This is a genomic window from Streptomyces sp. 549 (genome assembly GCF_030124175.1).
GTDB lineage: Bacteria > Actinomycetota > Actinomycetes > Streptomycetales > Streptomycetaceae > Streptomyces.
Map to the genome: position 1 here is coordinate 40419 of NZ_JASKMT010000023.1, position 18266 is coordinate 58684.

Here is an 18266-nt window from a genome sequence, read left to right on the forward strand (position 1 = left end):
CGGCGATGGTGACGTTCGCACAGGCGCAGGAGCGCGCCGAGCGCTGGGTCAACGGCGGCGTGCCCGCCTACCAGCACCGCGAGGTGCGGGTCCGCGAGTTCGACCTGGGGTTCGTGGCCTGGGCCGAGGACCGTCCCGACGGTCCTCGGTCCGACGGCGGCCGGACGCGGCTGGTCATCGCCCGCGACAGCGGCGAGTCGACGCTGTGGCCGGGGCTGCCGGTGGGCGAGGTGATCCGCCGGTACCAGGAGGAGTACGCCGTCAGGGCGCCCTCGGACGCCCCGCCGCCGCCCGCGCAGCCGGTGGACCTGGAGGCGACGTCGTTCCTGCTGACGCCGCCGGAGTGGCTGCAGGCGGCAGCGGACCGCATGGGCGTGCCCGACCACCGCCGCACGTCCGGAGCCTCCGGCACGTCCGGAGCCTCCGGCACGTCCGGTGCGTCCGCCGCGCCTGCTGCCTCCGCCGCGGCCGGTGATCCCGAGCCGTCCGCTCCGTCCGGCGGCCCCGCTCCCGTCCCCTCCCCCGGCCCGTCCGGTGGCCACACGCAGCCCGACGGTTCCGCGACGCCGCCGGCCGCGCCGGGGACCCCGTCGGGCGTCCCGCAGGACGCGCGGCCCGGTGACACACCGCCGCCTCCGGGGCCCGGCGGCACGTCCGGCGGCTGGCCCGCAGCCGGAGGCTCCTCCGGAGGCCCGGCACCGGCCGACCGCTCGGCGGGCGGCTCACCCTGGGCGGACACCTCCGGTTCGGACGCGGGCGGCTCGGTGGCTCCCCCGGCGACGGTGTTCGCGCCGCCGCTGAGCGGCAGCGACGACGAGGGCACGCCGCCGCCCAGCAGCGGCGAGGCCCGCACCGAGCTGATGCCGGACGGCAGTTCGCTGCCCAGTACCCGCATCACCCCGGCCCTGGACGACCCGTCGTCCGGCCCGCTCGGACCGCCGTCCGCGCCGGGCGGCTCGACGCCGCCCCCGGCGCCTGGCACGCCGGGCGCGGCCGACATCGCGGACGCGGCGACCAGCCGCGCGCCGCGCGGCTCCGTGCCGTCCCGCCCCTCGCGGAGCGGCGGCCCGTCCGTGCCGCCGCCGCCCGGCGCGCCGGGCACCCCGGGCGCCCGCCCCCGGCCGGGCGGCCCCGGCCCGCAGGGCGACGGCAGCGGCGCGGGCGGCAGCGGCGGTGACGGAGGCAGCGGTGACGGCTACGTGCCGACGCGGATGGTGCCGGCCGACGAGCTGGCCGCGCAGGCGCGCGGCGAGCGCACCCCGCCGCCCGGCGGGGACGGCAACTCCGGCGGCGTGCACCACGCCGCGACGGTGCTTTCCGGGCCCGGCGGGCCCGGAAGCGGACAGCGCCCGCCGTCCGCCCCGGCCGCACCGCACGCCCCCGGCGCACCGGGCACGCCGGGCGCGCCCGCAGCAGGCGTGCACCAGGCGGCGACCGTGCTGTCGGGGCCCAGCGGCCCCCCGGCCGGCCCGCACCCGCCCGGCCCGGCCCCGCACGCCCCGGGCCCGGCCCCGCACACCCCCGGCCATCCCCCGCAGGGCGGCATGCCCCCGCAGGGGTACGGCTATCCGCAGCAGCCCACCGGGCTGCCGACCGTCGGCCCCGGCTACATGGCGGTGCTGCGCTACCGGGCCCCGGACGGTTCGGAGCAGCAGCTCATCCGGCGCTCGGCGCCGGGCACGCCCCACCCGGAGTGGCAGATCATGTACGAGCTGCGGCAGATGAACGTGCCGCCGCAGCAGGTACTGGAGCTGCACACCGAGTTGGAGTCCTGCGAGCTGCCCGGCGGCTACTGCGCCCGCATGGTCCGGGAGACCTGGCCGCAGGTGCGGGTCAGCCACACCGCGCCCTACGGCCGCGACCACGCGTCCCGGCAGCAGGGCATGCGTCACCTCGTCGAGCACCAGGGCGAGTTGCACCAGGTGGCGGACGGCCCGGCGCGGCCCGCGCCGGTGCGGGCTCCACTGCAGCAGGTGCCGCCCGCCCCGCCGGTGCCGCCGGACGCGATCGGCCACGAGCTGGCCCAGGCGTTCGGGCCGCAGGGCGTGTTCCGCTTCGACCAGCGCGCGGTCTCCCGGCAGGGTGTGCCCGAGGTGGTCGCCCACACGCTGGTCTGGGCGGGCCTGCCGGTCGACTTCGGGCCGTTCTTCTGGGCGCAGGCCCAGCCGGGCCGCCCGGTGCCCACGCTGGCCGAACTCGCCCAGGAGCGCGGCGTGCAGCCGGCGTCCGACGCCGGCTCCTACCTGGTGATGGGCAGCGACTTCGGCCGTCAGCTGTGTGTGCAGTACGGCACCGCGCACATCGTGGCGGTGCCGATGGAGGCGGACGCGAGCGGTCGTCCGGCGGTGCCGCAGTTCGTGAACAGCGGTCTGCCGGAGTTCGCCCGCTGTCTGGGCCTGCTGGGACGCATGTGGCGGCTGCGCTACGGGCTGACGCAGGAGCAGGCGGGGCGCTGGACGGTCGACTTCCAGAACCAGCTGGCCGCACTGGACCCGGCGGCGCTGTCCGGCCCGGAGAACTGGTGGTCGGTGCTGCTGGAGCAGATGTGGGACGGCCTGCTCTGATCCGAGCCGCCGAAGGGGACCGGCAGGGCGCGCGCCGCACGGCGCGACCGCCAGGCCGGTCCCCTTCTGTGCTCCTCCCCTTCAGCGGTGCTCCCCTTCGGCGTCGTTCTCCCGCCGGCGTGCCTCCGCAGGAGTGCGGACGGCGGCGGACGGGCAGGGTGTCGCTGCGGGGCGCGGCACGTTGGCCGCGGGCGGGCCCGGGCGGTGCCGTCCGCGGGTCGGGACGCGTCCGCCGGGTCCGTGGGAACGGACAGGAAGCCGCACGACCGGACAGTTCCGAAAAAGGCCGAATACCCCGGAACACCGGCATCCGCACGGATGCAGCATGCTTGGGGACGACAGCCGCCGAAGTGGCACGCTTCGGGCGGATCGCGCAGAAGGAGGGGCTCGCCATTTCTTTCACGGGTGCCAGCAGGGGTGCCGGCGGGCCGGGGGGTCGGACCGGGCCGGACCGTGCCGGGTTCGCGACCGCGCGACGCGGCTACCGGCCGGAGCAGGTGGACGCCCGCCTGGCCGCGCTGGACGAGGAGCAGCGCCTCGCCCTGGAACGGGTCGGGGAGTTGGAGCGGGCGAGTGAGGGGCTGGCCGCCGAGGCCGAGCGGCTGCGGCTGGTGGTGGAGTCGCTGTCGCCGCCGGCCTTCGAGACGCTGGGCGAGCGGGCGGCCCTGATCCTCACCGAGGCCGAGCAGGCCGCCGGTGAGCTGCGGCAGGACGTGGACGCCGAGGTGGCCGCGCTGCACGAGGAGGCGGAGGCCGCGGCGACCGCCCGCCGCGAGGCGGCACGCGCCGAGGCCGCCCGGATCAGGGGGGCGGCCGAGGAGGCCGCGCGCGGCACGCTGGACGCGGCGGGGCGGCAGGCGGCCGAGGTGCGCGCGAGCGCGACCGCCGAAGCCGGGCAGGTCCGCGACGAGGCGCGGCAGAAGCTGGCCGGGGCCGAGCAGAGCTGCGCCGAACTCCTGGCCGGCCAGGAGCAGGAGCACAAGTCGGGGCTGGAGGCGCTGGACCGCGAACTGGCCCGGCACGAGGCGGAGTCGGACGCCCGCATCAACAAGCTGGAGCAGGCCGGGGAGGCCGCGCGCACCGCGTCCAAGCGGGCCTACGCGGAGGCCGAGCAGGCCGCTCGGCAGGAGAACGAGCGGGCCGAGCGGCAGGCGGAGGAGCTGCTCGTGCAGGCGCGGACACGTGCCGAGCGGATCGAGTGGGAGACCCAGCGGGTGCTGCGCGAGCAGGACGGGCGCAAGGAGGAGCTGCGCGACCACCTGGACCACGTCCGCGCCAGCCTGGCCGCCCTGACCGGCCGCGGCCACGAGGAACCCCAGGACGAGCCGCCGCAGGACGAGCCGCCGCCCGGGACCGGCGGTGGGACCGGTGACGGGACCGGCGGTTCAGGGGGACCTCGGGGGTAGAGCTACGGCCCGGTATCCTTCCGGTGACATTCACCCGAAGCCGAAGGGCACACCCGTGAGCGCCAACCGCCCGGCAGCCGTCGTCGTTCTCGCAGCGGGTGAGGGCACCCGTATGAAGTCGTCGACGCCGAAGGTCCTGCACGACATCTGCGGCCGGACGCTGGTCGGCCATGTGGTCGCCGCGTCCCGCGAACTGGACCCCGAGCACCTGGTGGTGGTCGTCGGGCACGGCCGGGAGCGGGTCGCCGCGCACCTCGCCGAGGTGGACGCCGCCGCCCGGACCGCCGTGCAGGCCGAGCAGAACGGCACCGGGCACGCGGTCCGGATGGGCCTGGAGGCGCTGCGCGCCGAGGGTGTGCGACTCTCCGGCACGGTCCTGGTGACCTGCGGCGACACGCCGCTGCTGACCGGCGACACGCTCCAGGCACTGGCCGACGTGCACGCCGCCGACGGCAACGCGGTGACGGTGCTGTCCGCGGAGGTGCCGGACGCCACCGGGTACGGGCGCATCATGCGCGGCGAGGACGGCGCGGTGACCGCGATCGTCGAGCACAAGGACGCCACCGACGCGCAGCGCGCGGTGCGCGAGATCAACTCCGGCGTGTTCGCGTTCGACGGCGAGCTGCTGGCCGACGCGCTGGGCAAGGTCAGCACCGACAACAGCCAGGGCGAGGAGTACCTGACCGACGTCCTGGGCATCCTGCGCACGGCCGGGCACCGGGTGGGCGCGGCCGTCGCCGCCGACCACCGGGAGATCCTGGGCATCAACAACCGGGTGCAGCTCGCCGAGGCGCGGCGGCTGCTGAACCTGCGGCTGGTGGAGCGGGCGATGCTGGCCGGTGTGACGGTCGTGGACCCGGCCACCACGTGGCTGGACGCGGCGGTCACCGTGGAGCCGGACGCGCTGGTGCTGCCCGGCACCCAGCTGCTGGGGGCGACGCACCTGGCCGCCGGCTGCGAGGTCGGCCCGAACACCCGCCTCACCGACACCCACGTGGGCGCCGGTGCACAGGTCAGCAACACGGTGGCGGTGTCGGCCCGGGTCGGCGAGGGCGCCTCGGTGGGCCCGTACGCCTACCTGCGGCCGGGTACCGAGCTGGGGCCGAAGGCGAAGGCCGGCACGTACGTAGAGATGAAGAACGCCCGGATCGGCGAGGGCAGCAAGGTCCCGCACCTGTCGTACGTGGGCGACGCGACGATCGGCGAGTACACCAACATCGGCGCGGCGAGCGTCTTCGTGAACTACGACGGCGAGGCCAAGCACCACACCACCATCGGCTCGCACTGCAAGACCGGCTCGGACAACATGTTTGTGGCTCCCGTCACGATCGGGGACGGCGCCTACACCGCCGCCGGGTCCGTGATCACCCGGGACGTGCCGCCCGGCTCCCTGGCCGTGGCACGCGGTCAGCAGCGCAACATCGAGGGCTGGGTGGCCCGCAAGCGCCCCGGCAGCGCCGCCGCGCAGGCGGCGAGGTCCGCCGGCGGGCAGGACTCCGGCGACCAGGTCTGACCCGTCTCCGGCCCACCGGCCGGAGCGGTCGAGTTCGGCGAAGGGCGTACGGTGAGAGACGCACATCTGGCAGATTCCAAGGAGACGGTGCAGTGACCGGGATCAAGACGACCAGCGAGAAGAAGCTGATGCTCTTCTCCGGCCGCGCCCACCCGAAGCTGGCGGAGGAGGTGGCCAGCGAGCTGGGAGTGGACCTGGTCCCCACGAAGGCGATCGACTTCGCCAACGGCGAGATCTACGTGCGTTTCGAGGAGTCGGTGCGCGGCGCCGACTGCTTCCTGATCCAGAGCCACACCGCGCCCATCAACAAGTGGATCATGGAACAGCTCATCATGATCGACGCGTTGAAGCGGGCCTCGGCCCGCAGCATCTCGGTGGTCATCCCCTTCTACGGCTACGCGCGGCAGGACAAGAAGCACCGCGGCCGGGAGCCGATCTCGGCCCGGCTGATGGCCGACCTGCTGCAGGCCGCGGGCGCGGACCGCGTGGTCAGCGTCGACCTGCACGCCGACCAGGTGCAGGGCTACTTCGACGGCCCCGTGGACCACCTGTTCGCGCTGCCGCTGCTCACGGACTACATCGCCAACCGGGTCGACCGCGAGAAGCTGACCGTGGTCTCGCCGGACGCCGGCCGGGTGCGGGTCGCCGACCGCTGGGCGGACCGCCTCGGCGCTCCGCTGGCCATCGTGCACAAGCGCCGCGACCCGGACGTCGCCAACCAGGTCACCGTGCACGAGGTGGTCGGCGACGTGCGCGGCCGGGTGTGTGTGCTGGTGGACGACATGGTCGACACCGGCGGCACCATCTGCGCCGCCGCGGAGGCGCTGTACGCCAACGGGGCCGAGGACGTCATCGTGACCGCCACCCACGGCATCCTGTCCCACCCCGCGCCGGACCGGCTGAAGAACTCCAAGGTCAGCGAGTTCGTCTTCACCAACACCCTGCCCACGCCGGAGGATCTGGCGCTGGACAAGGTGACGGTGCTCTCCATGGCCCCGATGATCGCCCGCGCGGTCCGCGAGGTCTTCGAGGACGGGTCCGTCACCAGCCTCTTCGAGGACGAGCAGGGTTGACTGCCCATGGCCACCGGTGAGCGGTTCACCCACCGGTGATCGATTTCTGTTGCGGCCTCCCCGCCGGGTAGCATCGCGATGTTGCTCGGCGAGGGAGGCCGTACCTGTTCGGTGCGGCTGTCCGTTATCGACGTGCTCTTCGTAGCAGGCCTGTCGTGGGCCGGGTGACGGTCCGATCCGTCCCAGTACGAGGAGCCACCATGGCCGACGTCAACATCTCCGCCACCATCCGCCGCGAGTTCGGCAAGGGCGCCGCGCGCCGCCTGCGCCGCGAGCAGAAGGTCCCCGCGGTGGTCTACGGCCACGGTGCCGAGACCGTGCACATCGAGCTGCCCAGCTACGACCTGATGATGGCCCTGAAGAAGTCGAACGTCCTGATCACCCTGGACATCGAGGGCCGCAAGGAGCTCGTCATCCCCAAGGCCGTGCAGCGTGAGGCCATCCGCGGCTTCCTGGTCCACCTGGACCTGCTCACGGTGAAGAAGGGCGAGACGGTCCAGGTGGACGTGCCCGTCATCGCCGACGGCGACCTGGGCCCGGGCCAGCACATCCTGGAGCACGTGCTCAACGCGCTGCCGGTCGAGGCCGAGGCCACCCACATCCCCGAGTCCTTCCACGTGTCCGTCGAGGGCCTCGTCTCCGGTGACACCGTCCTGGCGAAGGACGTGCCGCTGCCCAAGGGCACCACGCTGAACGTCGAGGACGACACCGTCGTGCTCCAGGTCCTCGCCGCGCAGGCCGAGGAGCCCGCCGCCGAGGGCGCCGAGACCGACGAGTCCGCCGCGTAACACCCGCTGTCACCGCCGGGCCGGGCCCGCCACCGCACCACCGGTGGCGGGCCCGGCCCGGCGCGCGGCTGCCCGCCGAGCCGGCGGCGCCCGGGTACGGCACCGTCGTGCGACACCGTTCGTGCGACACCGCCCGCTCGGCACCGCCCGTCCGACACCGCCCGTCCGACACCGTCCGTTCGACGCCTTTCGGGAGCACACCGATGAGCGACACCGCCAGCGACCTGTGGATCGTGGCCGGCCTGGGCAACCCGGGCCCCGAGTACGCCGGCAACCGGCACAACGCGGGGTTCCTCGTCGCCGACCTGCTCGCCTCGCGCATGGGCGCCCGGTTCAAGACCCACAGGTCCCGCGCCCAGGTCGCCGAGGGCCGCGTCGGAGCGCCGGGCCCGGACAGCCGCCGGGTGGTGGTGGCCAAGCCGATGTCGTACATGAACCTGTCCGGCGGACCGGTCACCGCGCTGCGCGACTTCTACAAGGTGCACGTCGAGCGCATCGTGGTCGTCCACGACGAGCTGGACATCGGCTACGGCCAGCTGCGGCTGAAGAAGGGCGGCGGTGACAACGGCCACAACGGCCTGAAGTCCCTCACCAAGTCGCTCGGACCGGACTACCACCGGGTCCGCTTCGGCGTGGGCCGCCCGCCGGGGCGCATGCCTGTCGCCGACTACGTGCTCAAGGACTTCTCGTCCGCCGAGCGCAAGGAACTCGACTACCTCGTCGACCGGGCCACCGACGCGGTGGAGACGCTGCTGGTGGACGGGCTGGAACGGGCCCAGACCACCTACAACTCCTGACGGCCCGCAGCCGTCCCGCTGAGCCGGGGGCCGCCGGCCGCGGTCAGGAGCGGCGGTGGCCGATGAGCCGGGGCTTCTGCTCCAGGCCGTCCAGGCCGTGCCAGGCCAGGTTGACCAGGTGCGCGGCGACCTCGGCCTTCTTCGGACGGCGCACGTTGAGCCACCACTGGCCGGTCAGCGCGACCATGCCGACCAGCGCCTGCGCGTAGAGCGGCGCCAGTTTCGGGTCGAAGCCGCGGGCCTTGAACTCATGCCCGAGGATGTCCTCGACCTGGGTGGCGATGTCGCTGATCAGCGACGCGAAGGTACCGGTGGACTGGGCCACGGGCGAGTCCCTGACCAGGATGCGGAAGCCGTCGGTGTACTGGTCGATGTAGTCGAGCAGTGCGAACGCGGCCTGTTCCAGCAGCTCCCGCGGATGGCCGGCGGTCAGCCCGTCGGTGACCATGTCGAGCAGCTGCCGCATCTCGCGGTCGACCACGACCGCGTACAGGCCCTCCTTGCCGCCGAAGTGCTCGTAGACCACCGGCTTGGAAACCCCGGCCTTGGCCGCGATCTCCTCCACCGACGTCCCCTCGAACCCCCGTTCGGCGAACAGCCGCCGTCCGATGTCCAGCAGCTGTTCCCTCCGTTCCTTGCCCGTCATGCGCCGGCGTGCCCGCCGGGTGGGGCCGGCGGGCTTGGTCTGGTTGCTCGTCTCGTCGGTCGCCACAGGCTCCATCATGCCGCGTCGGCCGGTTCGGCCTTGCGCCGGGAAGGACTTTCCGGTACACGCCGGGCGTCCAGCCGGCTCTGCTGCGGCCAGCGCACGTCGTACGCCCATCCGGCCTTCTCGAACCAGCGGATCAGCCGGGCGCTGGAGTCGATCTGGCCGCGCTGCACACCGTGGCGGGCGCAGGTGGGATCCGCGTGGTGCAGGTTGTGCCAGGACTCGCCGCAGGACAGCACGGCCAGCCACCACACGTTGCCCGACCGGTCGCGGGACCGGTAGGGGCGGTTGCCGACGGCGTGGCAGATGGAGTTGATCGACCAGGTGACGTGGTGCAGCAGCGACACCCGCACCAGCGAGCCCCAGAAGAACGCGGTCAGCGCACCCTGCCAGGACCAGGTGACCAGTCCGCCGACGAGCGGCGGGATCATCAGCGACACGACCGTCCACAGCAGGAACTGGCGGGAGATGCGCCGGATGGCCGGGTCCTTGACCAGGTCGGGCGCGTAGGTGTGCTGCGGCGTCTTCTCGGTGTCGAACATCCAGCCGATGTGGGCCCACCACAGGCCCTTCATCAGCGCCGGCACGGTCTCGCCGTAGCGCCACGGCGAGTGCGGGTCGCCCTCGGCGTCGGAGAACTTGTGGTGCTTGCGGTGGTCGGCCACCCAGCGCACCACGGGCCCCTCGACGGCCAGCGAGCCGGCCACTGCGAGGGCGAGGCGCAGCGGGCGCTTCGCCTTGAAGGAGCCGTGCGTGAAGTAGCGGTGGAAGCCGATGGTGATGCCGTGGCAGCCGATGAAGTACATCGCGACGAGCAGGCCCAGGTCCAGCCAGCTCACGCCCCAGCCCCAGGCGAGCGGGACGGCCGCGACGAGCGCGGCGAACGGAACGGCGATGAACAGCAGCAGGGTGACCTGCTCCAGCGTGCCGCGGCCGTCACCGCTCAGTGTCCCGTCGGGGGCCGCCCCTGCGCTTGCAGGGGCTGTGGCGCCTGCGGGGGCGGGGATGCCCTTGGTGGCGGGGGTGCTGGTGGCGGCGTCGGGCGCCAGGTCGGGTGTGGCGGTCATACTGCGTCCTCGGAATGCTTCAGCGACTCGGGTACTCAGAAGGCTCATGTCACGCGGGTCACTGGGGTAACTCCGGTAACGCGTTCGGGGGCTGACGGCCGGGTTCGTCGACCCGGCCCCTTACGCCACCGTAACCTACGGTTTCGTAGGTACGGAAGCCCCTCTTCCGCGCACCCCGCCGAGACGCGGCCCCCGGAAGCACCCGCTGACCGTTGGGTGGACATCCACGACCCGGCCTCGGGGCAGCCGCATATCCTGAGGCGGTCGGACAGCGCGGTCCGTGACCTGCCAGAAGCGAAATGCCGCCGAGATTGCTGCAAGGAGCCGCCCCTCATGAGCAGTGCCGACGCCCGCCCGGTGAACCCGCAGACCCCGCAGACCCCGCAGAGCGCCGAGGGCTCCGATACCGGCAGCGCCCTGCGCGCCGACATCCGCCGCCTGGGGGACCTGCTGGGCGAGACCCTGGTACGGCAGGAGGGCCCGGAGACGCTGGAGCTGGTCGAACGCGTCCGGGCGCTGACCCGCAGTGACGGCGAAGCCGCCGCCGAGCTGCTCGGTGACACCGACCTGGAGACGGCCGCCAAGCTGGTCCGCGCCTTCTCCACCTACTTCCACCTGGCCAACGTCACCGAGCAGGTGCACCGCGGCCGGGAACTGCGCGCCCGCCGGGCGGCCGAGGGCGGCAGCCTCGCCCGCACCGCCGACATGCTCAAGGACGCCGACCCCGAGCACCTGCGGCAGACCGCCGGGAACCTCGGCGTGCGTCCCGTCTTCACCGCGCACCCCACCGAGGCCGCACGCCGCTCGGTGCTGACCAAGCTGCGGAAGATCGCCGAACTGCTCGACACGGTGGACGACGCCGAGCGGCGCCGCACCGACCTGCGGCTGGCGGAGAACATCGACCTCATCTGGCAGACCGACGAGCTGCGCGTCGCCCGGCCCGAGCCCACCGACGAGGCCCGCAACGCCGTCTACTACCTGGACGAGCTGCACCGCGGCGCGGTCGGCGACCTGCTGGAGGACCTGTCCGCCGAGCTGGAGCGGGCCGGCGCGCCGCTGCCCCCCGGCAGCCGCCCGCTGACCTTCGGCACCTGGATCGGCGGCGACCGCGACGGCAACCCCAACGTCACCCCGCAGGTGACGTGGGACGTACTGCTGCTCCAGCACGAGCACGGCATCAGCCAGGCGCTGGAGCACATCGACGAGCTGCGCGGCGCGCTGTCCAACTCCATCCGCAACTGCGGCGCCACCCAGGAGCTGCTGGACTCGCTCGCCGCCGACCTGGAGCAGCTGCCGGAGATCACCCCCCGCTACAAGCGGCTGAACTCCGAGGAGCCGTACCGGCTCAAGGTGACCTGCGTCCGGCAGAAGCTGCTCAACACCCGTGAGCGGCTGGCGAACAGCACCGCTCACGTCCCCGGCCGCGACTACCTGGGAACCGGCGAGCTGCTGGACGACCTGTCCGTGGTGCAGCAGTCACTGCGCGAGCACCGCGGCGCGCTGGTCGCCGACGGCCGGCTGGAGCGCGTGCTGCGCACCCTGGCCGCGTTCGGCCTCCAGCTCGCCACCATGGACGTGCGCGAGCACGCCGACGCGCACCACCACGCGCTGGGCCAGCTGTTCGACCGGCTCGGCGAGGAGTCCTGGCGCTACGAGGACATGCCGCGCGACTACCGGCACCGGCTGCTCGCCAAGGAACTGCGCTCGCGTCGGCCACTGGCCCCGGCGCCGGCCCCGCTGGACGCGGCGGGCACCAAGACGCTCGGCGTGTTCGAGACGGTCCGCAAGGCGCTGGACACCTTCGGCCCCGAGGTCATCGAGTCGTACATCATCTCCATGTGCCAGGGCGCGGACGACGTCTTCGCCGCCGCCGTGCTGGCCCGCGAGGCCGGTCTGATCGACCTGCACGCCGACTGGGCCCGCATCGGCATCGTGCCGCTGCTGGAGACCACCGACGAGCTGAAGATCGCCGACGAACTGCTCGACGCGATGCTGTCCGACCCCTCCTACCGCAAGCTGGTGGCGCTGCGCGGCGACCTCCAGGAGGTCATGCTCGGCTACTCCGACTCCTCGAAGTTCGGCGGCATCACCACCTCGCAGTGGGAGATCCACCGCGCCCAGCGCCGGCTGCGGGACGTCGCCCACCGGCACGGTGTGCGGCTGCGGCTGTTCCACGGCCGCGGCGGCACGGTCGGCCGCGGCGGCGGCCCCACTCACGACGCGATCCTCGCCCAGCCCTACGGCACGCTGGAGGGCGAGATCAAGGTCACCGAGCAGGGCGAGGTCATCTCCGACAAGTACCTGGTGTCGTCGCTGGCCCGGGAGAACCTGGAGCTGACGGTCTCGGCCACCCTCCAGGCGTCCGCACTGCACACCGCCCCCCGCCAGTCCGACGAGGCGCTGGCCCGCTGGGACGCGGCGATGGACACCGTCTCCGACGCGGCGCACGGCGCCTACCGGCGGCTTGTGGACGACCCGGACCTGCCGGCGTACTTCTTCGCCGCCACCCCCGTCGACCAGCTCGCCGAGCTGCACCTGGGATCGCGCCCCTCGCGGCGGCCGGACAGCGGCGCCGGGCTCGACGGGCTGCGGGCCATCCCGTGGGTCTTCGGCTGGACCCAGTCCCGGCAGATCGTGCCGGGCTGGTTCGGTGTGGGCACCGGCCTGAAGGCGGCCCGCGAGGCGGGCCTGGACGGGGTGCTGGAGGAGGCCTACGGCAAGTGGCACTTCTTCCAGAACTTCCTGTCCAACGTCGAGATGACGCTGGCCAAGACCGACCTGCGGATCGCCCGGCACTACGTGGACACGCTGGTGCCCGAGGAGCTGCGGCACGTCTTCGCCACCATCGAGGCCGAACACGAGCTGACCGTGCGGGAGGTTCTGCGCATCACCGGCGAGGACGCGCTGCTCGACGCCAACCCGGTGCTGAAGCAGACGCTGAAGATCCGGGACGCCTACCTGGACCCGATCTCCTACCTCCAGGTCGCCCTGCTGGACCGGCAGCGCAAGGCCGCCGAGCGCGGCGAGGCCCCGGACCAGGTGCTGTCCCGCGCGCTGCTGCTCACCGTCAACGGCGTCGCGGCCGGCCTGCGCAACACCGGCTGATCGCCAACACCGGCTGACCCGCACCGGGCCGTCCCTTCGGGCCGGTCACCCCCGCACAGGTGCGGGGGTGACCGGCCCGCTCGGGTCCGGGGAGCGGCCCGCTCGGGCTCGGGCGGGCGTCAGAGCTGCAGGGCGGCGAAGGCGGCGCCCATGAGGGCGCCGCCGAGCAGGCCCAGCGTCCAGGCGGTGCGGCGCATGCGCAGGCCGCCCGCCACCACCAGGGCGGCCAGCAGCAGGGCGCCGGCCAGCGGCGTCCAGGAGTGCAGGATGCCGGCCGGGCCGGTGCGCAGTGCGTCGTCGGTGCCGGGGCGCAGCACCACCGACAGCCGCTCCCCCGTGCTGCGGGCCAGCAACTCGTCGAGCGTGACCTCGGCGCGCACGCTGCCCCGGCCCTGGGTGGGGGCGAACGGGCCGGTGCAGGTCCCGTCGTCGCAGTTCTCGACCGTCATGGTGCCCTGTTCGCGGCCGGTGGTGAGCATGGTGTGCTGGGCGCTGTCCCAGGACGTCCACACTCCCGCGGCGAGCAGCAGCAGCGCCACCAGGCCCATCACGGTGTTCCTGGCGAGCAGCAGCAGTCCGCGGCCCCTGGAGGGCCGCCGGACGTGCCTGCGCTTGGCGGTGCTGGTCGGCATGGCCGCGATACTTGGCCATCACGGCCCCGCTGGTCAACCTGCGATTGACGTTGCCCCGGTTTGCGGAAGTCCACCGCGTCCGGCCCCTTTCCTGCCGGAACCTGCGGTTCCGCGAGCCGGGGCAACCGGGCTCAGTCGCGCTTCCTGGCCACCGTGAAGATGCGGCGGAACGGGAAGACCGTGCCGTGCGGGCCGGGCGGGTAGGCGAGCCGCAGCCGGTCCCGGTACTCGGCCACGAACGCGTCGCCGGCCTGCGGGTCGTCAGCGAGCGCGGTCAGCACCGGCCGCAGCGCCGTGCCCCGCACCCAGTCCAGCACCGGGTCCTCGCCCTGGAGGAGCTGCACGTAGGTCGTCTCCCAGGCGTCCACCGCGCAGCCCGCGTCGGTGAGGCGCTGGAGGTACTCGTACGGTTCGAGGATGTGCACGTAGCGGCGGCCCTGCTCGCCCAGCCGGTCGCGCCAGCGCGGCGAGTCGCACAGCTCGCCCAGCAGGGCGTGGCTGGGCGCGACGAAGTTGCCTGGCACCTGGAAGGCGAGCACACCGCCCGGCGGCAGCGCCTCCAGCCAGCCCTTGAACAGTTCGGCGTGGCCGCGCACCCACTGCAGGGCGGCGTTGGAGACGATCAGGTCGAAGGCCCCCGGCGGGTCCCAGTGCGCTATGTCACCGGGAGCGAAGTCGAGCCGCCCACCGCCCGGGGTGGGGCCGGCGTGCCTGCGGGCGGCCCGCAGCATGTCCGGGGAGCTGTCGAAACCGGTGATCAGGGCGTCCGGCCAGCGGTCGGCGAGCAGCGCCGTGACGTTGCCGGGCCCGCACCCCAGGTCGGCGATGCGGGGCGGACGGCCGCCGGTGGGCAGCCGGGGTATCCGGGCGAGCAGGTCGTGGAAGGGCCGGGTGCGGTGGTCGGCGTGCCGGAGGTACTGCTGCGGGTCCCAGACAGGAGCGGCTGGCATCGGACGTGGCCTCCTTGCGGGCGTCTTGCGTGTGCGTGTCGCGCTCGGAGCCTTCCACCGGCGGAGGGCGGGCATCCACGGGATTTTGTCTTGATGTCAAGAAACTTCATGCCGACAGAACTACTACACTGATGACCATGGAGGACGAGGTCGACAGACTGGTCGCAGCATGGCGGCGCGAACGCCCCGATCTCGACGTGGAACCGCTGGAGGTTCTCAGCCGGGTGAGCCGCCTCGCCCGCCACCTCGACCGGGCCCGGCGGATCGCCTTCGCCGAACACCAACTCGAGCCGTGGGAGTTCGACGTGCTCACCTCGCTGCGCCGGGCAGGTGATCCCTATCAGCTCTCCCCCGGCCAGCTGCTCACGCAGACCCTGGTGACGTCCGGCACCATGACCAACCGCATCGACCGGCTGGTCAAGAAGGACCTGGTGGCCCGGCTGCCCGACCCCAGCGACCGGCGCGGCGTGCTGGTGCGGCTCACCCCGGAGGGCCGGGACCGCGCCGACCAGGCTCTCGCCGGACTGCTCGCCCAGGAGCGGGCCATCCTGGTGGAGCTGTCGCCCGGTCAGCGCATGGAACTCGCCGGACTGCTGCGGCAGCTCACCGCCCCGTTCGACAACATCCCCGGCTGACTCCGGCTGATCGCGGCGGCCCCGCCGGGATCAGCCCGGGCCAGCCGGGGATGTCTGACGGCAGCCGGCTGCCGTCAGACGGCTGCCTGCTCCAGGTCGACCGGGCCGATACCGGCCCGCCGGGCGAGCGCCACCGCTGCCAGGGTCGAGTGCACTCCCAACTTGCCCAGCACGTTCTGCATGTGGGTCCGCACGGTGTGCGGGGACAGGAACAGCCGTTCCGCCACCGCCTTGCGGCCCAGCCCGGCGACCATGCAGCGCAGCACCTCGTGCTCGCGCGGGGTGAGCGAGGCGACCAGCCGCTCGCTCTCCGAACGGTGCTTGCGGCTCGCCGTCAGCTCCCGCAGCACCCCGGTGAGCAGCGCGGGCGGCAGATGCGTCTCCTCCCGCAGCACTCCGCGGATCACCTGGAGCAGCCGCGACAGCGAGCAGTCCTTCGCCACCCAGCCGGACGCCCCGGCCTGCAGCGCCACCGCCGCCAGCCGCGGCTCGTCCCGCTCGGCCAGCACCACCGTGCGCAGCTCAGGATGCAGCCCGCGCAGCCGCACCACCAGCGGCGGCGCACCGTCACCGGCCCCGCCCGCCTCGGCGGTGAGCGCGCCGCTCAGATCCGCGTCGATCAGCAGCACGTCGAACCGCCGGCCCTCGGCCGCCGCCCGTTCCAGGCAGCGCAGTGCCACCGGACCGCTGCCGGCCGCCATCACCTCCACGTCCTGCTCCGCGGCGAGCGCCGCGGCCAGCGACTCGGCAAAAATACGATGGTCGTCGACCACCAGAACCCGGATACGTTGCACATCCACCCCCTGCGCCCAAGAGGGACGAGCTGCCCGCCGGCCAGAACCGCGAGCGCGCCCCGGACCGACCGCCCGGCCGCCGCCGTGCCCGTCGTACCGCTGCCGCTCCCGGGTCCGCAGCCGACCCGCCCGCCCCCAAAAAAGGCACCGGCCCCCACCGATGCCGTTCCTCAGCGTAAGGGCGGTACCGGGGAGCGGAAGGGGATTGGCCAAACTGACAGCTCGGGCCCGCTTATGGTGAGGTGCGTGTGGCAACTTGATACGGAAGTCAGCCCCGAACGCCGCAGAATGATCGAGGCGCGCCTCTCCGACACCAACTCGCTGCGCTCGCCGGTCATGAGCGCCCTGCGCGGCACCACGGCCGACGAGGAAGTGCCGGTGCAGGTCTGCGCTTTCACCGATGACGGCCGGCTCGCGGCCGGGCTGATCGGCTACGCCTGGGGGCGCTGGCTGCACGTGGAACTGCTCTGGGTCGCCGAGGGCCTGCGCGGCGGCGGCCTCGGCAGCCACCTGGTGCACCGGGCCGAGGAACTGGCCCGCACCGAGCACGGCTGCCTGCACTCCCGCGTGGAGACGTGGGACTTCCAGGCCCCCGGCTTCTACCTCAAGCTCGGCTACCGGCTGATCGGCACCGTCCCGGACTACCCGCCCGGCTGCACCGACCACCTGCTGGTGAAAGCGCTCTCCTGACTGCCGGTGGCACTCCTGCGGCAGGTCCGATGCCCCCTCGCGCAGCGCACGCACCCCCCGCGCCCGCGCACCCGGACACACGGGGGCGCGCCCGAGGCCCCGCACCACCCAGGGGTCGTCGGGCCACCCGGCGCGTCACGCCGACGCGACCCGGCGGTGACGGTCGGGGTGGCGTCAGCCCCGGGAGGTGCGGTCCAGCAGGCCGGTGCGGGCGGCCAGTGCGGCGGCCTCCAGGCGGGAGCCGACGCCGAGCTTCACCAGCACCCGCTGCACATGGGTGCGAGCGGTGCTGGGGGCGATGCCCATGCCGACGGCGATCAGGCGGGTGTCCTCACCCTCGGCGACCCGGGTGAGCACCTCCACCTCACGCGGCGTCAGCAGGCGCAGCAGGCGCCCCGCCTCGTCGTCGGGTTCCGCCACCGGGTTGAGGAGCTGGCCGAACGCCTCCCTCAGCAGCTGCGGCGCCACCGCCGCCTCCCCCGCCCTGGCCTTGACCATCGCCCGTTCCACGCCCTCTATGCGCTCGTCGTGGCGGACGTAGCCGGAGGCGCCGGCCGCGAAGGCGGCGGCGATGCCCTTCGGGCTCGGCACCGGCCCCAGCACGACCACGGCCACCTGCGGCCGGTTGCGCTTGATGCGCTCGACCGGGTCGAAGACGCCCGGTTCGGCGGGGGACGCGGTGCCCCACAGGCACACCTCCGGCGCCCTCGCCACCACGAGTTCGGCCGCACCCGCGGCGGGCGCCGCCGAGGCGACCACCCGGTGACCGCGCAGCTTCAACGCCGAGGCCAGTGCTTCCGCCAGCAACCGGTGCTCGTCCACCACCATGAGCCGCACGCTCATCCAGCCCCCTGTCATCTCCCCGGACCCCGCCGGGCGTTACTGCCCGGGAAGCTACACGCTTGTTCGACGCGACGCGCCCGCTACCTTCAACTACCTGCGCGATGCCCACATTCTCCCCAATCGTCGCAACCAGCGGCAGAGCGCCGGCACCCGCGCCCGCCGGCCGGCGGGGCACGGACCTGCGGCACGGGAATCGGGACCGGGACGCCGGGGCCCGTGGGGACTCGGGCAGCCCGGCTCAGCGCCGCGCGGGGCCAGTGCGCAGGCCGGGATTCACCGCAGCAAGCGCCGTGATCATCGCCCGGGGGTCGTCGACGTGGCATCGCACCACCAGCGCGGTGCCGCGCCGCCCTAGGGGTAGATCGGGGCGTCGGGGACTGCAACACCTCTTGCGACGCGGATCTCTGCACATCCGCAAAGCCGGCAACAGCTGCACCCAACGTGCCTGGCGACACGGCGGCAAGGCCGGCTACAGGTCCGGGCGCGACCGCCGCCAGGGCTCTCGTCCGGCACACATCCAGTGCGCCTCGGGTACCTCGGGCGCGGCCGTGTGCGAGTGCGTCGAGCAGCGCGTACGCCTCCTGGAGCCGCGCGAAGCCGTCGCCGTGCGCCTCCCCGCCACCGGTGGCGGGAACGGCGTGAGGGCCGGGCGAGTGCATGCACTCGCCCGGCCCTCACGCGGGGTGCGGGTTGGCCGGTC

The 18266-nt window shown here is 73.7% G+C and carries 15 protein-coding genes; 9 read left to right on the forward strand and 6 right to left on the reverse strand.

Annotated features, from left to right (window positions below; all coding sequences use genetic code 11):
- Positions 1-5: 5 nt before the first annotated feature.
- From QNO07_RS21705 to pth, 6 genes are all read left to right on the forward strand, one after another.
- A complete protein-coding gene (locus QNO07_RS21705; RefSeq protein WP_283993904.1) occupies positions 6-2564 on the forward strand; it encodes an SUKH-4 family immunity protein in 2559 nt (852 codons plus the stop codon).
- Positions 2565-3061: 497 nt separating this feature from the next.
- The gene (locus QNO07_RS21710; RefSeq protein WP_283993905.1) at positions 3062-3970 is read left to right on the forward strand and encodes a coiled-coil domain-containing protein; all 909 of its coding nucleotides are present in this window, start codon (positions 3062-3064) and stop codon (positions 3968-3970) included.
- Positions 3971-4025: 55 nt separating this feature from the next.
- Complete coding sequence (gene glmU, locus QNO07_RS21715; RefSeq protein ID WP_283993906.1) at positions 4026-5483, forward strand: bifunctional UDP-N-acetylglucosamine diphosphorylase/glucosamine-1-phosphate N-acetyltransferase GlmU; 1458 nt, start codon at positions 4026-4028, stop codon at positions 5481-5483.
- Between the two features lie 92 nt (positions 5484-5575).
- The gene (locus tag QNO07_RS21720; protein ID WP_283993907.1) at positions 5576-6556 is read left to right on the forward strand and encodes a ribose-phosphate diphosphokinase; all 981 of its coding nucleotides are present in this window, start codon (positions 5576-5578) and stop codon (positions 6554-6556) included.
- Positions 6557-6756: 200 nt separating this feature from the next.
- Positions 6757-7344 (forward strand): 50S ribosomal protein L25/general stress protein Ctc, encoded by a 588-nt coding sequence (locus QNO07_RS21725; protein WP_283993908.1) that lies wholly within the window; start codon positions 6757-6759, stop codon positions 7342-7344.
- Positions 7345-7547: 203 nt separating this feature from the next.
- Positions 7548-8141, forward strand: coding sequence for an aminoacyl-tRNA hydrolase (gene pth, locus QNO07_RS21730; RefSeq protein ID WP_283993909.1), 594 nt, complete (start codon positions 7548-7550; stop codon positions 8139-8141).
- Positions 8142-8184: 43 nt separating this feature from the next.
- On the opposite strand, the gene QNO07_RS21735 is transcribed toward pth, so the two are convergent.
- On the reverse strand, positions 8185-8862 hold the full coding sequence (locus QNO07_RS21735; RefSeq protein WP_283993945.1) for a TetR family transcriptional regulator: 678 nt from the start codon (positions 8860-8862) through the stop codon (positions 8185-8187).
- Positions 8862-9917 (reverse strand): acyl-CoA desaturase, encoded by a 1056-nt coding sequence (locus QNO07_RS21740; protein ID WP_283993911.1) that lies wholly within the window; start codon positions 9915-9917, stop codon positions 8862-8864. The genes QNO07_RS21735 and QNO07_RS21740 overlap by 1 nt, the downstream gene beginning before the upstream one ends.
- Positions 9918-10250: 333 nt before the next feature.
- On the opposite strand from QNO07_RS21740, the gene ppc reads away from it, so the two are divergent.
- Positions 10251-13022, forward strand: a complete 2772-nt coding sequence (gene ppc, locus QNO07_RS21745) for a phosphoenolpyruvate carboxylase (RefSeq protein WP_283993912.1) — start codon at positions 10251-10253, stop codon at positions 13020-13022.
- 119 nt (positions 13023-13141) lie between these two features.
- Here the strand turns inward: ppc and QNO07_RS21750 are convergent, their stop codons facing one another.
- Both QNO07_RS21750 and QNO07_RS21755 read right to left on the reverse strand, forming a co-directional pair.
- Entirely contained in the window at positions 13142-13654 is a 513-nt protein-coding gene (locus QNO07_RS21750; RefSeq protein ID WP_283993913.1) for a hypothetical protein, read from the reverse strand.
- 131 nt (positions 13655-13785) lie between these two features.
- Positions 13786-14604, reverse strand: coding sequence for a trans-aconitate 2-methyltransferase (locus QNO07_RS21755; RefSeq protein WP_283993915.1), 819 nt, complete (start codon positions 14602-14604; stop codon positions 13786-13788).
- A 137-nt stretch (positions 14605-14741) separates the two neighbouring features.
- On the opposite strand from QNO07_RS21755, the gene QNO07_RS21760 reads away from it, so the two are divergent.
- Positions 14742-15239, forward strand: coding sequence for a MarR family winged helix-turn-helix transcriptional regulator (locus QNO07_RS21760; RefSeq protein ID WP_283993916.1), 498 nt, complete (start codon positions 14742-14744; stop codon positions 15237-15239).
- A 74-nt stretch (positions 15240-15313) separates the two neighbouring features.
- On the opposite strand, the gene QNO07_RS21765 is transcribed toward QNO07_RS21760, so the two are convergent.
- Entirely contained in the window at positions 15314-16033 is a 720-nt protein-coding gene (locus tag QNO07_RS21765) for a LuxR C-terminal-related transcriptional regulator (RefSeq protein WP_283993917.1), read from the reverse strand.
- A gap of 246 nt (positions 16034-16279) precedes the next feature.
- Between QNO07_RS21765 and QNO07_RS21770 the strand changes: the two genes are divergently transcribed.
- Positions 16280-16723 (forward strand): GNAT family N-acetyltransferase, encoded by a 444-nt coding sequence (locus QNO07_RS21770; protein ID WP_349636862.1) that lies wholly within the window; start codon positions 16280-16282, stop codon positions 16721-16723.
- A gap of 174 nt (positions 16724-16897) precedes the next feature.
- Here QNO07_RS21770 and QNO07_RS21775 read toward each other — a convergent pair whose 3' ends face one another.
- A complete protein-coding gene (locus QNO07_RS21775; RefSeq protein WP_283993919.1) occupies positions 16898-17566 on the reverse strand; it encodes a response regulator transcription factor in 669 nt (222 codons plus the stop codon).
- Positions 17567-18266: the final 700 nt, after the last annotated feature.

Coding starts and splice junctions, on each gene's coding strand:
- QNO07_RS21740 (WP_283993911.1), bottom strand. CDS start 9,917: ATGACCGCCACACCCGACCTGGCGCCCGACGCCGCCACCAGCACCCCC.
- QNO07_RS21705 (WP_283993904.1), top strand. CDS start 6: ATGGTGACGTTCGCACAGGCGCAGGAGCGCGCCGAGCGCTGGGTCAAC.
- QNO07_RS21760 (WP_283993916.1), top strand. CDS start 14,742: ATGGAGGACGAGGTCGACAGACTGGTCGCAGCATGGCGGCGCGAACGC.
- QNO07_RS21735 (WP_283993945.1), bottom strand. CDS start 8,862: ATGGAGCCTGTGGCGACCGACGAGACGAGCAACCAGACCAAGCCCGCC.
- QNO07_RS21755 (WP_283993915.1), bottom strand. CDS start 14,604: ATGCCAGCCGCTCCTGTCTGGGACCCGCAGCAGTACCTCCGGCACGCC.
- pth (WP_283993909.1), top strand. CDS start 7,548: ATGAGCGACACCGCCAGCGACCTGTGGATCGTGGCCGGCCTGGGCAAC.
- QNO07_RS21725 (WP_283993908.1), top strand. CDS start 6,757: ATGGCCGACGTCAACATCTCCGCCACCATCCGCCGCGAGTTCGGCAAG.
- ppc (WP_283993912.1), top strand. CDS start 10,251: ATGAGCAGTGCCGACGCCCGCCCGGTGAACCCGCAGACCCCGCAGACC.
- QNO07_RS21775 (WP_283993919.1), bottom strand. CDS start 17,566: ATGAGCGTGCGGCTCATGGTGGTGGACGAGCACCGGTTGCTGGCGGAA.
- QNO07_RS21750 (WP_283993913.1), bottom strand. CDS start 13,654: ATGCCGACCAGCACCGCCAAGCGCAGGCACGTCCGGCGGCCCTCCAGG.